This is a genomic window from Pantoea sp. EKM10T (assembly GCF_011800685.1).
Lineage (GTDB): Bacteria > Pseudomonadota > Gammaproteobacteria > Enterobacterales > Enterobacteriaceae > Pantoea > Pantoea agglomerans.
The window spans coordinates 579894-595991 of the sequence record NZ_JAALEU010000002.1 but is presented as its reverse complement, the minus strand read 5'-3'; the positions used below and the strand labels follow the sequence as shown (position 1 = coordinate 595991).

The window sequence follows — 16098 nt, the reverse complement described above, 5'->3', positions numbered from 1 at the left end:
GTGAAACCGGTTAAACGTACTAACGAACTGGAACTTTATGAGTACTGTAAAACCTGAACGTGAATACTTCCTCGACTCCATCCGCGCCTATCTGATGTTACTGGGGGTGCCGTTTCACGTTTCCCTCATCTACTCCGCGCAGAAATGGGCAGTAAACAGTCATGAAGCGTCGTTATGGCTGACGCTGCTGAATGATTTTATTCATGCGTTTCGTATGCAGGTGTTTTTCGTCATTTCGGGCTATTTCTCCTACATGCTGTATCTGCGCTATCAGCCACGTCGCTTCCTGAAGGTGCGTCTGGAACGGGTAGGTATCCCAATGCTGACCGCCATTCCGCTGCTGACGCTGCCGCAATTTTTTATGCTGAAAGAGTGGACGGATAAGCTGGCTGACTGGCCCCGTTTCACGCCCTATCAGAAGTTTAATAACCTGATGTGGGAGCTGATTTCACACCTGTGGTTCCTGGTGGTGCTGGTGATGCTGACCACGCTGGGGATGGTGACCTTCCGCTGGTTGCGCGATCAGCATCGCACCATTGATTATTCGCGGGTTGGCTGGGGATCGCTGACGGCGGGCGTACTGGCGTGGGCACTGCTCTGGTGCGTGTTCCGGCGTCTGGTGTTTATTTTCCAGCCTGCGTGGCTGATGGATGGTTTGTTTAGCATCATAGTGATGCAGACACTCTTCTATCTGCCGTTCTTTATGCTGGGAGCGCTGGCGTGGAAACATCCCCCGCTGAAGCAGCTGTTTGTCCGCTTCAATCTGGTGATGTGGGTCGGTGCGCTGCTGATGTTTGCGGCCTATTGCGCCAACCAGCGACTGAGCAGCGGTGAGGGCTGGTTGTATGAGCTGGATGCGATTATCTCGACGCTGATGGGCATTTGCATGCTGAACGTCTGCTTCTGCTTTGGTCATAAGCTGCTGAATTCACATTCGCCGCGCATTATGTATCTGGTCAATGCGTCACTGTTTATCTATCTGGTGCACCATCCGCTGACGCTGCTGTATGGGATTTATGTCACGCCGCGGATTGAAAATAACACCCTGGGCTTCTTCGTTGGCCTGCTGATGGTGTTTGGCATCGCGTTTCTGCTGTATGAGATTCACCTGCGCATTCCGCTGCTGCGGTTCCTGTTCTCGGGGAAATTTGAGCGTAAACAAGCACAATGACAGGCGATCAGTGACCTCGGGCCATAAGTGAGGTCAGGCTATAAATGATGTGTCTCACAGACAGCTTAAGAGTTTAAAGCGATGGGAGCATACGCCAGTAGCAAAGCATAGCGGGCCAGGGACAAAAACGCCGGGAGCGTTTTTGAACAAAGCAACGCGTTGGCCCGGCAACGGGCGCACCTCAGGGATGAGGTGCGTAATCGCCCGCGCTGAGCCCGCCAGGGATGGCGGGTTTTGCGTCTTTGCGGAGGGCGTATGCTTCCTGAGCCAGCGCCTGTACCCAGGCAAGGTCCAGCTTAAAGCAGCCACTCAATCGGCAACCGCCACACTAACCGCACCTGCAGCCGTTGCCACCAGGAGCAGCCCGGCTCGTGTTTATGCACAATCTGCTGCGGCTCATCCGGATACTCCAGCCAGTTTACCCTGCTCCACTTATCCAGCCGCAGCGTCCATGCCCGATCGCGCATTGACTGGCTGAAACGCTGATGCGTCTCTCCGGCGAGCGCCGCACTCTCAATCACCAGTCCCATTTCCGTATTCAGCACCGCTGAACGGGGATCGAAGTTAAACGAGCCGATAAACAGCGTCTGTTGATCCACTGAGAAGGTTTTGGCATGCAGGCTTGAGCCGGAGTTACCGGTTAATCCCCGGTCGTGCGGGGCATCAGGCACGCCCGCCTGCGGTTTCAGCTCATAGAGCGCAATACCATGACGCAGCAGTTTTTTGCGCCACTTAGCGTAGCCGGCATGGACAATCGACACATCGTTAGCCGCCAGCGAATTGGTCAGAATGGCAATTTTTACCCCTTTGCGCTTCAGCGACAGCAGCTGAGCGACCCCTGCGCGGGTCGGCACGAAATAGGCCGAGATGATGTCGAACTGCTTTTGCGGCGTGCCTATCACCTCCAGCATTCGCTGCGGCAGCAGGCTTCTGGCACGCGCTTTGCCCAGCCCTTTACGCGGATCATCGCTCAGCAGTCGCGCTTTTGCCCAGGTCAGAGCCAGCGTGCCCTCTTCCAGCTCCTGCAGCAGCGAAGAATTTTCCAGCCGCTGAAGATAGCGCTGCACCGGTTCACTGTGACGCCACTCTGCTGGCAGACTCACACTGTCCTCTTCCGGCTCCTCTTCATCCAGCACCTGCTGCAGCGGCGAGACCGGCTTACTGCGCCAGTAGCGCTCAAAATCCTCTGCGACTTCTTTAACCACCGGGCCTATTGCCATGACGTCGAGATCGGCAAACAGCGGTTCATTGCCAGTGCCGAAATATTCGTCGCCGATATTGCGCCCACCGACCACGGTCGTGACGCCATCCACCGTAAAGCTTTTGTTGTGCATGCGGCGGTTCAGACGGGCAAAGTCGGTGAGATAACCCAGCGCGCGCAGGGTGCGAAACGAGAACGGATTAAACAGCCGCACCTCAATGTTGGGATGGCGGTTGAGCTGGGCCAGCGTGTCGTCCAGGCCCGGCGTATTATTGTCATCCAGCAGCAGCCGCACTTTCACGCCGCGTCGGGCAGCTTCCAGCACGGCGCTGAACAGCAACCGGCCAGAGAGATCGTTTTGCCAGATGTAATACTGGATATCGAGTGAACGCTCCGCTTTTTGCATCAGCAGATAGCGGGCAGCAAAAGCATCCAGCCCGTCGCTCAGCTGATGGACGCCGCTCAGCCCCGGATGGCGCAGACACTCTGGCTCCAGCTGTGTTTCCAGCCAGCTGGACCGTTCCAATGGCTGGGAGAGCTCAAACGCTTCGGTCATGACATTTCCCTGTAAAATGCAGTTATTTTTATTATTCCCCGGTCCGACCTCTGATGCTATTCCTCTGTTCTGAGTTAGTGAGGGGTCACGGGCGTTTTTAGTCTAGACTTAACCGGACGATCTGTGACCGGCATTATCCCGGCAGGAGAGGAATATGTCTCATCAATCCCTTACAGATGCCCGCCAGCGCTATCATCCCAGCCTGTTTCGCAGCTTTTTCCAGGGCAGTTTCCCCTGTTCCACTGCCTGCCGTACGCCCGGTAAACGGCTGGATATGGTGATCAGCAGCGGACACGATATGCTGCTGGAAAAAGATTATGCCGCCCTGGCTGAGCAGCATCTGCTCACCGCCCGCGACGGTGCGCGCTGGCATCTGATCGAAAAGATCCCTGGCCAGTATGACTGGCAGAGCTTTCTGCCGATGGTCGACGCCGCGCGACGTCAGCAGATGGAGATCATCTGGGAGCTGGCTCATTTCGGTTATCCCGATCATCTTAATATCTGGAAAGCCGAATTTGTTGACCATTTTAGTCGTTTCGCTCGCGCGATGGCACAACTGATGCGCGATCAGGGCATCGAACGCCCCTTCTTTACACCGGTTAATCAAATCTCATTCTGGTCATGGGCCGGGGCGGATGTGGCCTGGTTTAATCCTCATGCGGCGCAGCGCGGTAAAGAGCTGAAGCGCCAGCTGGTTCGCGCCTCGCTGGCGGCGATACATGCCATTCGCGAGGTCTATCCGGAGGCGCGTTTTGTACTGACTGACCCGCTGGTGCAGATCGCTCATCATCCCGATAATCCGGACAGCAAACCCTATGCCGATGCGCAGCATCAGGCGCAGTTCGAAGCCTGGGACATGCTGGCCGGTCGCGTCGATAAGGAGCTAGGCGGCAGTGAAGATTGCCTGGATATCCTCGGCCTGAACTACTATCCCGATAACCACTGGTTTTTCCCCGACCAGCCGATGTCGCTGGAGGATCCGGAGCGTGTGCCGCTGCATATTCTGCTGGCGCAGTGCTGGCAGCGCTACCAGCGTCCGATGCTGATTGCTGAAACTGGCGCTGAGGGTGAAGCGCGCGCCCCCTGGCTGCAGGAGATCAGTGAAAATGTGGCGGTGGCGCTGGATCAGGGCATTGCGGTGGAGGGGATTTCGCTCTATCCGGTAGTGGAGTATCCGGCCTGGGCCGATGACCGGCGTTCCCCTGGCCCGCTGCTGGGATTAGCCGATCCCAATGGCAACCGTAATCTACATGAGCCGCTGGCGCTGGTATTGCGCAGTCAGCAGATTAAGTTTGCGACACGAAATCAGACGTGCTGAGAAGGTGGCTTTTTAGGGTAACAGGAGCGAACGTCGAGAGAGGGATCGGCAGGATGACGTACGTCGGTCAGCCAGACCATGGTAAACAGGAAGGTCACCCCGATCAGGCAGGCCGCCAGCAAACCGATAATTGCGATTAATTTGTCATCTCCGGAGTCCATCGCCTTCTCCTTATTCAATCCGTTGAATCCCTGTGCGTGTCAGCTCATCCAGAGCGTAATCATCAGGACAAAGATTATAAGCGTTACCGAGGTCACCGCAAGCACCACTATCGCAAAGTGCGCATCGTCAAGTGACTGGCGAATTGGCTCATCGTGATCGTCGGGTGGCAAGGGTAAAGACATAACTATCCTGTGAAAAACATGGGCCGCCGGGTTGTGATGCGGTGAGTGACAGTGTAGATGAAAGGCTGATTATCGTCCGGTTCTTTCGTCCGAAAAATAAACTGGCCCGTGCCAGCACGGCACGGGCCTGAGATCAGACGCCGCGCCAGCGTTTGAAGATCAGTGAAGTATTAATGCCACCAAAGGCAAAGTTGTTGCTCTGGATATAGTCGGTTTCAATCTCACGCGGCTCACCCATGATGTAATCCAGCTGGCCGCCATCCGCTGCCGGTTGCGTCAGGTTCAGGGTTGGCGCAAACCACCCTTCCCGCATCATCTCAATGCTTATCCAGGCTTCCAGCGCCCCACAGGCACCCAGCGTATGGCCAAAATAGGACTTCAGCGAGGAGATCGGCGTCGTTTCGCCAAACACCGCCGCCGTCGCCAGACTTTCGGCCATATCACCCCGTTCAGTGGCGGTGCCGTGCGCATTTACATAACCAACGTCTGCGGCCGTGATACCGGCGCTTTGCAACGCCCGCTCGATGCAGATCTGCATGGTTTCCCGCTGCGGCTGAGTAATATGGGCGGCATCGCAGTTGGTATGAAAACCGGTGATCTCTGCGTAGATCGTTGCACCGCGTGCCAGGGCATGTTCCAGCGACTCAAGGATCAGCGTGCCCGCCCCTTCGCCAATTACCAGACCATCGCGCTGCTGATCAAAAGGTGCAGGTGTGGTGTGCGGCGCGTCATTACGCTGGCTGGTGGCAAACAGGGTGTCAAACACCGCGGCTTCCGACGGACAGAGCTCTTCTGCGCCGCCAGCCACCATCACCGTCTGATACCCGTGACGAATCGCTTCCCAGGCATAGCCAATCGCCTGGCTGCCAGAGGTACAGGCGCTGGAGGTCGGGATCACCCGGCCGCGCAGGCCGAAAAAGAGTCCGGCATTGACGGCCGTGGTATGCGGCATCATCTGCACATAGGTGGTGCCGGTGATATTGTTGGTGTGCTTTTCGGTCAGCATGGTGGCGAACTCGCTGACCGGCCCGGTGCTGCCGGTGGAAGAACCGTAGGCGATACCCGTTTCTCCGCTGGTCAGCACCGGATGGTCAATCAGGCCCGCCTGGGTCAGCGCCAGCTCGGTCGCGCGCGTTGCCAGCAGCGAAACGCGGCCCATGGCGCGGATGCGCTTGCGGGTGTAGTGCGCCGGCAGCACAAAGTCATCCACCGGTGCGCCGAGCAGCGTATGCAGCCCGTCGTAGATCTGCCACTCCGGCATAAAGCGCACCGCATTGCGGCCCGCACGGATCCGTGCCGAAACCTCAGCCCAGGACTCACCAAAGGCGGTTACGCCGCCCATGCCGGTTACGACTACCCGCTGGATCACAGCATGCCTCCGTTAATAGAAATGACCTGACGCGTCACGTAGCCTGCGATATCGGACATCAGATAGCTCGCCAGTCCGGCGACCTCTTCAGCCGCGCCCATGCGCTTCATCGGCACGATCTTCATCGCTTCCTCAATCACCTGAGGTTCCAGCCCCTCCATACCGGTATCAATCAGGCCTGGCGCAATGCAGTTAACGGTGATTTTGCGTTTCGCCAGCTCAATCGCCAGCGCCTTAGTGGCACCAATAATGCCCGCTTTCGCCGCGCTGTAGTTCACCTGACCGCGATTACCCATTATCCCCGACACCGACGAGAGCGTGATAATGCGGCCGCCGCGCCGCAGACCGATCATCGGCATCACGCAGGGCTGGATCACATTGTAAAAACTGTCGAGATTGGTGTGGATGACGCTGTCCCACTCCTGATCCGTCAGGGCGGGAAACGCCGCATCGCGGGTGATACCGGCGTTGCTCACCACACCATAATAGGCGCCATATTGCTCAATATCCGCCTCCAGCGCAGCGCGGGTTGCCGCCCGATCGGCCACATCAAATCCCAGCACACGGCCGCTGCCGCCTGCGGTTTCAATCTGCTGCAGGCACTGCTCAGCGCCTGCGCGGTCACGGTTGAAATGGACGATAACCTGATAGCCATCCTGGGCGAGACGCAACGCAATCGCGCGGCCAATCCCTTTACTGGCGCCCGTCACTAATACCGAATCTGTCATGGCTGATTTCCTTGTGACATCAATTGCTGTAATTCTGCTTCATTGGGTTGATACGTATTCAGGCGACCGCTGGCAAGCCGCTGGGTGCCGTAATGAATGTCACCCTCAAAGCTGCCCATGCGGTCATCGCGCATCAGCAGCGTCATTCTGATATCCAGCGTAACACTGGCGGGAAAGAAGGATCGCTCTGCCCGCCAGCCGCGTCCGCCCAGCAGCATGCCGGGCGGGATAAGGGTGGCGCCGCCCTGCTTTGCATGCCAGCCCGACCAGACGCCCACGGTTTGCGCCATCATCTCGACGCCAAACCAGGCGGGCAGTTCACCCTGAGGCGTCAGAAATGGTGTCAGTACGCCACCGGCGCAGGTCGACACCTGACAGTGGACCTGCTCATCATCCACGGCGATCAGCTGATCAAGCAGCAGCATCGGCGCAGCGTGCGGCAGCCAGCGTGCCGCGGGAGAATTAATAACCATGTTGGCGTCCCAGAATCAGACAGGTGTTATTGCCGCCAAAGGCAAAAGAGTTAGAGGCGATGACCGGCCGTTGCAGCGCCTGCGGCTGTAATAACAATCCGCAATCCGGCAGCGTCTCATCCGCCGCCATCTCACTGAAATCCTGCGCGGGCAGCGGCAGATTGTTTTGCAGGATCAGCGCACTGAGAGCGGCTTCACACACTCCCGCCGCGCCGAGCGTATGGCCGGTCAGATGTTTGGTCGAGCTGCACGGCACTGCATTGCCAAACAGGCGCTGAATCACGGCGGCTTCCATCTGGTCGTTAAGCGGCGTTGCAGTGCCGTGCAGATTGATATAACCCACCTGCTCTGGCAACAGATTCGCCTGTTGCAGCGCCATACGCATCGCCCGTTCAGCGCCCTCGCCCTGCGGATGGGGAGCGGACATGTGCCAGGCGTCAGACGATTCGCCAGCTCCCAGTAGCGCCAGCGGCTGCGGTTCCCGCGTCAGCAGCATCAGTGCGGCCCCTTCGCCAATCGAGATACCGTCGCGATCGCGGCTGAAGGGAGCGCAGCGACGTTCAGAGAGCGACTCCAGGCTGTCGAATCCGTTGATCGGCATCCGGCTCAGCGAGTCCGCACCGCCCACCAGCGCCACATCCACCAGCCCTGCCGCGATCAGCCGCTCACCACTGATAATGGCGCGGGCGCTGGAGGAGCAGGCGGTTGAAATGGTATAGGCCGGGCCATCCAGGCGCAGATAGTGAGCCAGGAAACGGGAGGGATCGCCCAGCTCCTGCATCTGATAGTGATAACCGGACTGACTGCCGCCAATCTGCTGATCGCCCTCATCCACGCCCGAGGTGCTGGTTCCCAGCACAACTGCCACTCTGCTGGCACCATAGTGCGCAATCGCCGCGTCGAGCGCCGGACGGATTTGCGCCAGTGCGGCCAGCAGCAGCTGGTTATTACGGGTGTTATGCGCGCTCAGGGCAGCAGGAATCGATGGCAAATCGCCTTCAACCCTGCCAAGCCAGCAGGCGCGGTCGCCGCTCAGCCAGCCATGACGCAGCTGCATGCCGGGTGCCTCACCCCTGGTAAGACTGGCCGCAATCTGCTGAGTGTTATTCCCCAGGGCATTCAGCATGCCGATGGCAGAGATGTAAATCATGAGCCGTCCAGATGTTGAATGCGGATCTGATAGCCAAACGCATGCTGCTGAATGCTGATGGGCTGGCGCTGATTACCGCGTTGCAGATAATCGATTTCGGTAACCAGCTGGTTATCGGCATCGATCAGCCGTCGCTTTAACCCCTGATCCTGCAACGTCCAGCCTGGCGGCAGCTGTTTTTGCCACAGATCCCGTGGCCAGTAGCTGAGCATAATATCCGCCAGCACCTGACTGGCAGGCGGCATCTGCGGCAGCGGCATCAGCTGCTGGGTGTGAATACCGCTGGCATCGTAGCGCAGGCTGAACAGGCGAATACCCACCGAGGAGAGTCCGGCCAGATCAATTTGCTGTTCATCGGCGCTGAGCAGCACCAGCAGTGACTGACTCTGGCCTTTCACCTGTCCGGTCAGCAACTGCTGCTGCTGGAAGGCGGGACGGATGCCCGGCGGTGGCAGCGTCACCTTCACGCCCGGTTTCAGCCAGGCGGTGGGACGGCTGCTGTCGGGTGCAGGTCCGGCACAGGCGCTGAGCAGCAGAGCCGTCAGCAGAATAAGAGCGGCGCGGATCATCGTTTACTCCTTGATCGGGTGGGTCGCATCGCCAGCGGCGACAGCAGGAAAGCGCTGAAGATGCCGCTGCATAACACTGTGCCAAAACTGGCAATCGCGCTGGTGCTGCTGAATACCAGCATACCCAGCGTCAGTAAGGTGGTAATCATCGCCAGCGACACCGCCAGCAACGAGGTCAGCGGCGTACCCTGCGGGTTGCTGAAAAAGAGCGTGTAGTTAATGCCGATGCCCAGCACCAGAATCAGTGCCAGCAGCGCAAACAGGTTCAGCGACGCGCCGATCCAGCCCAGCGTTGCCAGCGCCATCGCCAGCGACAGCACTGACGGCAGCGCGCTGCGTAAGCCCGCCTTTAACCCCAGTCGCAGGACAAAACTCAGGGTGATCAGCAGCAGCGCCAGCGCCAGTAACCCGCTCAGCAGGGTGCGCCAGAAGCTGAACAGCGAATCGTAACCTGATTTGCGGTCAATCCAGCTGACGCCCGGACGCTGTTTGGTCAGCTCCGCGAGTGCAGCGCTGTTTTTTACACCGCTGGTGGGGATCAAAACACCGCTGCGCCCGTCTGGCAGCGTCAGCCACAGCAGTCGCCAGCCTTCACTCAGCGGACTCGACAGCCACGCCTCTGGCGTTACCGGCATCGGGGTCAGATCCGGTGCCGGCAGCGTGATACCCGCCTGCTGCAGGCGGGCCGTAATATCCGGTACTGCCTGTTTCAACAGCTGAAGATCCCGCTGTTGCTGCGCCAGCGACGTCAGCGGCAGCAGACGATAGTGCTGCAGCCAGCCCTGCTGCTGCGCCTGGTGCAGATCCGGTGCCAGTTTTTCCAGCCGCTGCAGCGTCTGCTGCGCGTCATCGCCCCAGACCACAAACCAGGTCTGATCGGCGCGCTGTCCGGTCAGGGTTGCCAGCTGGCGATCCTGCTCCAGCAGATGCGCAGGCGCACTTTGCAGATGGGCGATGTCATCATCCACCTTTAACTGGGCGATACCGGCCAGCGCGAAGATCGCCATCGCCATCGGTAATCCGACGCGCAGCCCGCGCTGGCGACGCCAGGCGGCAAGCCAGCGCGCCAGAGGCACCATCAGCGGCACCGGACGCACCGGTAATCCGCGTACCAGCCACGGATAGATCAGAATCACCGTCAGACAGGAGGCCGTTAATCCGCTGGCGGCAAACACCGCCAGCTGCCGCAGCCCCGGGAACGGTGCCAGCAGCATCAGCAGCCAGGCGATGGCGGTGGTCGCCAGCGCCAGCAGCAGCGTGCCGCGGACTTTTCGCAGGCTCTGCCACGGCGTCTGCTGATCGCCGTGAACCATGCGCTCGGTGAGATAATAGAGCGTGTAATCCGCAGAGATGCCGACAATACTCAGGCTCATCACCAGCGTCATCAGATGCAGTTCACCAAAGCAAAGCAGCGTCATCACCGTGCCCGCCATCGCGCCGATGGCCACAGACGTGACCGTCAGCAACAGCGGGCGCAGTGAGCGGAAGACCAGCAGCACCAGCAGGACGACGCCACCCAGCGTCACACTGCCCAGCGTTTTAACGTCATGCTGCGCACGCTGGCTGGCGTTGTCGCTGAACAGCACCGTGCCACGCGTCAGCAGTTTCGCCTGCGGCCAGCGGCTTTTAAGCTGTTGCTCCAGCGCGCTGAGCCGGGTAACCAGCGCATGACTTTGCTGCATACTGAAGGCGTTGTTCGCCAGTTCGCCATGCAGAAAATACCACTGCTGACCCTGTGCATCTTTTACTGTCAGCCAGCCATCATGCAGCGTCATGCGCCCGGCGTTTTGTGCCAGCGCCAGCTGCGAACCCCGCACCAGCATCAGGGGATCGCCCTGCAACTCTTTGCTGCTGACGCCAGAGAAGGCCGAAAAGAGCTGCGCCAGCAGCCAGTCAGCCTGCGCCTCGCCGCCGTTCTGTAAGCGGTCGCGCGTCACCTCATCGATCAGGCCGTTACGGTGTTGCCAGGCAAAGCGGCCCCACTGCTGCTGCTGTTGCCCGTCGAGATCACCCTGCACCTGTTTCAGGTCAGGCAGCGCGCGCAGCTGGGCCAGCCACCAGGCGGCGACCTGGGGATCGTCCTGCTCACCGGGTGAAACCAGCCACACCAGCTGGCGATCCAGCCGCTGCATAAAGCCCTGCTGCAGCGCAGGCGGTGCCGCCCCCAGATTCTGCTGCGGCAGCAGCGCCAGCACGCTGCTGTTGAGCTGACTGCGCGGCAGCAAAAAAGAGAGCGCAGCCGCCAGCAGCAGACAGAGGGCCAGCCACAGGAGGGCCAGCAGCCGATCGTTACGGCCCGGCAAAACGCGCCTGCTCCTCGTCGCTTAACTGCGGCGGTTCAATTCGGGTGTTGCTGAGCTCTATTTGCGTTTTATCGCCCTGCTTATCATCCAGGTTGATGCTGTCCAGGTAGGCGCTGCCCGCCAGCGAGATACGGTTGAAGATTTTGTTGAGCGGCGCCGCTTTGGGCGTCAGCTCCAGCGTCCAGGCTCCGTTGCCGCGATCGCTGAAGGCCACGCTGAAGTTCTCGTTCAGCACTTTCTGGTCGGCCTGGAACAGCGCCCGCAATAGATGGTTGAACTGGAACATCTGCGGGTTGCTGTCGGCGGTGATTACCTGAGGCTTCTGGCCGCTGAGGCTCTGCACCATGCGTTTATCATCCAGCAGCAGCGTCATCACAAAGGGTGTCTGCTGATGCCACCATAAGCCCTGCTCGCGAGCGATCAGCATCTGCCCGTGCGAGACCAGCGGCTGACGCATGCCGGAAATGGTGCGCGTCTGGATAAAGTCTGCCCGAATCACAGGCTGGCTGGCAAAACGCTGCTGCAGCTGATCCAGCGTGACCGCGCTGGCGGCACTGGCCCACAGCAGCAGGCTGGTAAGCACAATTTTCAGCATCCTTTCACTCCTAAACGTTCCAGTAAAATATCGGGTGAAACAAAGCACAACGCCTGACTCTCCTGCTCCACCGCCACCTGCAGAGTATGCGCTTTGGTGGTGATCTGGCCGGCAGCATTTCGCACTTCATAGTCGATGCGCAGACGGTTCTCATATTCCGTAATCCGGGCGCTGACGCGGATCGTCTCTTCGCAGCGCAGTGGCTGGCGGTATTTGACCCGGGTATCGACCACCGGCCAGACGTAGCCGCTGGCGGCCATCTCGCCATAGCTGTAGTTAATGCTGCGCAGCAGGGCTTCACGCGCCACTTCGAAAAAGCGAAAATAGTTGCCGTGCCAGACCACGCCCATGGGATCGCAGTCGTGGAATGAGACGGTCAGCACGACTTCAGCATGATGTTCAGTCATGGTCAGACTCCTTGTGGTGCGCCTGTTGATCAGGCAGCGTCCAGAAATCGAAAAAGTTAAACCAGTCGAGCGGAGCCAGCAGTGCGTAATGGGCCAGCCGCGCTGCGTAACGATCGACCGCCTGTTGCAGTGCCTGCTGACGTTGCGCACGCGGCAGCAGCAGCGGATCGGCGAAGGGCTCACAGTGAATACGCAGTTTACCCTGTTGCTGCAGGGCGAACATCAGCAGCACCGGACAGCGCAACGCGGCCGCCAGTACAAACGGCCCCTGTGGAAAGGGCGCGGCGCGGCCCAGAAAGTCGCTCCAGATCACCCGCCGCTCGCCGCCGCGCTGCGGATTGACCGCGGTGCGATCCCCGACAATCGCCACCCATTCGCCCGCATCCAGCTTCTGTTGCAGCAGGATAGCGGTCTCCGGCCCGATATCGCTCACCGGCATCAGATTCACCCCCGCCTGCGGGGCGATGGTTTCCAGCACCGCCCGAAAACGCCGGGCGTTGTCGGTAAACACCAGCGCATTAATCACCAGTCCGCTGACCTGCTGCGCCATCGCGCGACAGGCTTCAATGTCACCAAGATGGGAAGCGAGAATCAGCTTGCCCTGCGGCGTGGGTGTGCGGATCACCGCTTCTGCGCCTGGCGCAAAATCGATATCACGTCCCCAGCGCAGATCGCCGCGCCAGCTGGCCACTTTATCCAGCATTGCCCCGGCGAACCGCAGGAAATGGCGGTAGCTGTTAAGCCGTGGCGGTAACGCAATCTGCTGCTGCTGAGCGGCGGCAGTGACCTGCGCCAGCCACTGCCGGGAAGCGCGTCGCGCGCGCTGACCGCTCAGCCAGTAGACCGCCACTACCGGCCAGAGTAGCAGCGTAAAGGGCAGCCGCCCGCCGTAGCGATAGACCGCCAGCATAAAACGTAATCCCCACTGTCCGCGCCGCTCCGTTTCCGCAGACCAGTGCGTCGGCGGTTTACGCATCGCCAGCAGACGAGGAATGCGCGGCAGCATGCCGAAAAACAGCCGGGTATGCATCCAGGAGATGCGCAGGTTGTCGTAGAGCGCATCGAAGTGTGACAGCCCGCTGGCCGGATAGGTGACGCGGGTCGGGATAAAGCGACTGCGGGTTCCCTGCCAGTAGAGCCGCACCATGATCTCGGTGTCAAAATCCATGCGCTGACCGATGGCCCGGCGATCGCACAGCGCCAGCGTCGCGGCCAGGGGATAGACGCGGAAGCCGCACATGCTGTCGCGGATCGACAGCGACAGCGTTTCAATCCAGACCCAGAAGTGGGTGATGTAGCGACCATAAAGGCGTGATTTGGGGATCGAGTCGTCATAGAGCGGCTGACCGGAGATCAGCGCGTCGGGATAACGCTCCGCTTCCGCCAGCATCAGCGGCAGATCTTCCGCCTGATGCTGGCCGTCCGCGTCAAGCTGCACCGCATGGGTGAAGCCGCGTGCCGCCGCGGCCCGCAGTCCGTGGATCACCGCCGCGCCTTTACCCTGATTGCTGTCGAGTCGCAGCAGGCTGAGCTGCGGGGCGTGCAGCGTCGCCAGCTGAAGCTGTGTGGCCGCATCGCTGCCATCATCCACCACGATTACCGGCAGATTAAAGGGTGCCAGCCGTGCCAGCACTGACGCCATCATCGCGCCGTGGTTGTAGCAGGGGATCACCACGCAGGGTGAAAACGGGGCGCTTAACACAGCGCGATCTTCCCGCTGCTGGCGATCTGCTCGCCGTCGTTCTTCAGCAGGCTGTAACGGAAACTCAGGCGGGATTTTTCAGCGTCCCAGTCCAGATGCAGTTGCAATAGCGAGTCGGGTAATACCGGCTGCTGAAATTTAATGTTATCAACGGCGGCAAACTGTTTACCGGGCGCAAGCAGTGATACGCCGTAGTGCATCACCCAGTCGAGCTGAGCCACACCCGGCAGAATGGGCAGATGCGGAAAGTGGCCCTGAAACCAGAAGAGTCCGGCATCTATCTGCAGGATCAGCGTGACGCTGTCAGCCCGCAGCTCCCGGCTGCGTTCAATCGGCAACATGAAAAAGTTCCTCTATTTGCGGCCAGGCGCGTTTGCTTTGGGTGGTCACCGGAATAGTGGCCACAATCCGCCAGTAGCGTGGCATCGCCAGCGGTTCCAGCCAACGCTGCAGCTGGCGTTTCCACTGCTGCCTGCGCTGATGCAGAGCCGCCTCATCCAGTGCGCTGTTCAGCGCCAGCACGACGCCAATCGCCTGACGCTCATGACGCGTGACCACCAGTGCTACGGCATCCTCTATTTCCGGCAGGTCGGTCAGACGGCGCTCTATCTCGCTTAATGAGATGCGCTTGTCACCGATTTTTACGATGCGATCGTGGCGGCCTGCAAGCTGAAATCCGCCGTCCGGCTGCATAGTCAGTCGATCGTCGAGCTGCAGCCCGCTGTCACCGGCAATCAGCGGCGACCAGACCTGCCAGCGATCGGGCGTCACCTGCTCCAGCCTGACCTGCGGGAAGCGGCGCCACGGCGCCTCCGCCCGATCGCATTGACGCCAGGCCAGAATGCCGGTTTCGGTGCTGCCGTAGATTTCACTGACCTGACAGCCAAATCGCTGCCAGACCTGCTCCGCATCAGAGTCGCGCAGTGCGCCACCGGCAGAGACAATCAGTTCACAGGCGGGCGCTTTCAGCGTGCTGTCCAGCCGCGATAAAAAGGCCGGGCTGCTGATAAAGGCATAGCGAACGTCGCGCGGAAGCTGGGCCAGTTGTTCACCGTAAAACAGCGGCTGGGCGGCAAACGGCAGCCTGAGCATCATCGGCAGGAAAAGTCGAAACGATAAACCGTAGAGATGCTGATGGCTGACCGAGGCGATGACCCTGCACCCCCGCAACGGTTCGCCCCACAGGCTGCTGAGCCAGCGGCTCTCCTGCTCCATCACCGCCAGCGACTTCACTACCTGACGCGGTGCGCCGGTGGATCCCGAGGTGAAGAGCACCAGTTCTGCACTCTCCGGCAGCGGCGGCAGCGGCCCCTGCGCTTCTGCGTCGTCCCACGCCAGCAGCGGCAGGCTGACCACCAGCGGCATGTCGCACAGCACGCCATCCAGCCGATCCTGCCTCTCATCCAGCAGCGCGGCGCGGCAGTGACCCGGCATCACCGGCGTTTTACCGGCATACCAGCATGCCAGCAGCGCCACACAAAAACGATAACTGTCATCAAAACAGAGCGCCCAGTAGCTGCCCGGTTGTGCTGCCAAGCGCTGGCGGAGCGCCACGACCTGACGATGCATCGCGCTGAGCATCAAACGTTGGTCGCCGCGCCAGGCGACCTCGCGATCGTCTCCCGTCAGCCAGTCGGCCACTCTCATGCTTTTCGCCTCACGCGCTGACGTACCAGCCATTCAGCACTCATCAGCGCTGCGATTAGCAGATAACTTATGCCGCCATTCCACAGCGTCCAGAGCCGCAGATCGCCCAGCAAACAGGTATAGATCGCCATGCTGCCGTTGCCGATAAAAAAAAGGCACCAGATTTGGGTGACGCGGCGGGTATAGCGCACTGCCGCAGGGGGAAGCACGGGCTCACGCAGCCGGGCGATGCGTTCCACCAGCGGCATCGCACTCCAGAGTGAGGCGCCAAACACCAGCAGCATCGCCAGATTGACCGCCACCGGATACCACAGCAGCAGATGCTGAGTGCGTAATAGCTGGCTGCTGACACAGAGCAGTGCGCCGAGCAGCGCCAGCCAGCCCATGACCGCGCCCATGGCGTTTTGCTGACGACGCAGCTGCAGCCAGCGCAGGCCAAACAGCAGTGCCAGCAGCCAGAAAAGCCCCTGCCAGCGCGGCTGGGTCAGCGCCAGCCAGACCAGCAGTGGCCAGGCCAGTAGCGTAAGCAGATTCAGCAGGCGAAGCGTAGCAGCAGGCACGGCGG

The 16098-nt window shown here is 60.2% G+C and carries 17 protein-coding genes; 2 read left to right on the top strand and 15 right to left on the bottom strand.

The window, feature by feature from the left end; genetic code table 11:
• Positions 1-37: 37 nt before the first annotated feature.
• Positions 38-1171, top strand: coding sequence for a glucans biosynthesis protein MdoC (gene mdoC / locus HFD95_RS06385; RefSeq protein WP_010246421.1), 1134 nt, complete (start codon positions 38-40; stop codon positions 1169-1171).
• Between the two features lie 296 nt (positions 1172-1467).
• Here mdoC and HFD95_RS06380 read toward each other — a convergent pair whose 3' ends face one another.
• Entirely contained in the window at positions 1468-2928 is a 1461-nt protein-coding gene (locus tag HFD95_RS06380; RefSeq protein ID WP_167429960.1) for a phospholipase D family protein, read from the bottom strand.
• Between the two features lie 154 nt (positions 2929-3082).
• On the opposite strand from HFD95_RS06380, the gene HFD95_RS06375 reads away from it, so the two are divergent.
• Entirely contained in the window at positions 3083-4246 is a 1164-nt protein-coding gene (locus tag HFD95_RS06375) for a beta-glucosidase (RefSeq protein WP_010669826.1), read from the top strand.
• Here HFD95_RS06375 and HFD95_RS06370 read toward each other — a convergent pair.
• The 14 genes from HFD95_RS06370 to HFD95_RS06305 form a co-directional block, all read right to left on the bottom strand.
• On the bottom strand, positions 4234-4407 hold the full coding sequence (locus tag HFD95_RS06370) for a hypothetical protein (protein ID WP_010246427.1): 174 nt from the start codon (positions 4405-4407) through the stop codon (positions 4234-4236). The two genes, HFD95_RS06375 and HFD95_RS06370, sit on opposite strands and share 13 nt — an antisense overlap.
• A 39-nt stretch (positions 4408-4446) precedes the next feature.
• On the bottom strand, positions 4447-4590 hold the full coding sequence (locus tag HFD95_RS06365) for a hypothetical protein (RefSeq protein WP_010246429.1): 144 nt from the start codon (positions 4588-4590) through the stop codon (positions 4447-4449).
• Positions 4591-4723: 133 nt separating this feature from the next.
• On the bottom strand, positions 4724-5959 hold the full coding sequence (locus tag HFD95_RS06360) for a beta-ketoacyl-ACP synthase (RefSeq protein WP_181955254.1): 1236 nt from the start codon (positions 5957-5959) through the stop codon (positions 4724-4726).
• On the bottom strand, positions 5956-6687 hold the full coding sequence (locus tag HFD95_RS06355; protein WP_060679923.1) for a 3-ketoacyl-ACP reductase FabG2: 732 nt from the start codon (positions 6685-6687) through the stop codon (positions 5956-5958). Before HFD95_RS06355 ends, HFD95_RS06360 begins: the two co-directional genes overlap by 4 nt.
• Entirely contained in the window at positions 6684-7160 is a 477-nt protein-coding gene (locus tag HFD95_RS06350; RefSeq protein WP_167422824.1) for a 3-hydroxy-fatty acyl-ACP dehydratase, read from the bottom strand. The genes HFD95_RS06355 and HFD95_RS06350 overlap by 4 nt, the downstream gene beginning before the upstream one ends.
• Complete coding sequence (locus HFD95_RS06345) at positions 7150-8310, bottom strand: beta-ketoacyl-[acyl-carrier-protein] synthase family protein (RefSeq protein ID WP_111533666.1); 1161 nt, start codon at positions 8308-8310, stop codon at positions 7150-7152. The genes HFD95_RS06350 and HFD95_RS06345 overlap by 11 nt, the downstream gene beginning before the upstream one ends.
• Positions 8307-8879 (bottom strand): DUF3261 domain-containing protein, encoded by a 573-nt coding sequence (locus HFD95_RS06340; RefSeq protein ID WP_033779437.1) that lies wholly within the window; start codon positions 8877-8879, stop codon positions 8307-8309. Before HFD95_RS06340 ends, HFD95_RS06345 begins: the two co-directional genes overlap by 4 nt.
• Positions 8876-11182, bottom strand: a complete 2307-nt coding sequence (locus tag HFD95_RS06335; protein ID WP_062757372.1) for an MMPL family transporter — start codon at positions 11180-11182, stop codon at positions 8876-8878. Before HFD95_RS06335 ends, HFD95_RS06340 begins: the two co-directional genes overlap by 4 nt.
• Entirely contained in the window at positions 11169-11777 is a 609-nt protein-coding gene (locus HFD95_RS06330; protein WP_010246442.1) for an outer membrane lipoprotein carrier protein LolA, read from the bottom strand. The genes HFD95_RS06335 and HFD95_RS06330 overlap by 14 nt, the downstream gene beginning before the upstream one ends.
• Entirely contained in the window at positions 11771-12184 is a 414-nt protein-coding gene (locus HFD95_RS06325) for a thioesterase family protein (RefSeq protein ID WP_010246444.1), read from the bottom strand. The genes HFD95_RS06330 and HFD95_RS06325 overlap by 7 nt, the downstream gene beginning before the upstream one ends.
• Complete coding sequence (locus HFD95_RS06320) at positions 12177-13886, bottom strand: glycosyltransferase (RefSeq protein WP_050680298.1); 1710 nt, start codon at positions 13884-13886, stop codon at positions 12177-12179. The genes HFD95_RS06325 and HFD95_RS06320 overlap by 8 nt, the downstream gene beginning before the upstream one ends.
• The gene (locus tag HFD95_RS06315; protein WP_010669819.1) at positions 13880-14227 is read right to left on the bottom strand and encodes a 3-hydroxyacyl-ACP dehydratase FabZ family protein; all 348 of its coding nucleotides are present in this window, start codon (positions 14225-14227) and stop codon (positions 13880-13882) included. Before HFD95_RS06315 ends, HFD95_RS06320 begins: the two co-directional genes overlap by 7 nt.
• Positions 14214-15533 carry an AMP-binding protein gene (locus HFD95_RS06310; protein WP_167429967.1) on the bottom strand — a complete coding sequence of 440 codons (1320 nt, stop codon included), beginning with the start codon at positions 15531-15533 and terminating at the stop codon, positions 14214-14216. The genes HFD95_RS06315 and HFD95_RS06310 overlap by 14 nt, the downstream gene beginning before the upstream one ends.
• Positions 15530-16093, bottom strand: a complete 564-nt coding sequence (locus tag HFD95_RS06305; RefSeq protein ID WP_033757233.1) for a hypothetical protein — start codon at positions 16091-16093, stop codon at positions 15530-15532. The genes HFD95_RS06310 and HFD95_RS06305 overlap by 4 nt, the downstream gene beginning before the upstream one ends.
• Between the last annotated feature and the right edge of the window lie 5 nt (positions 16094-16098).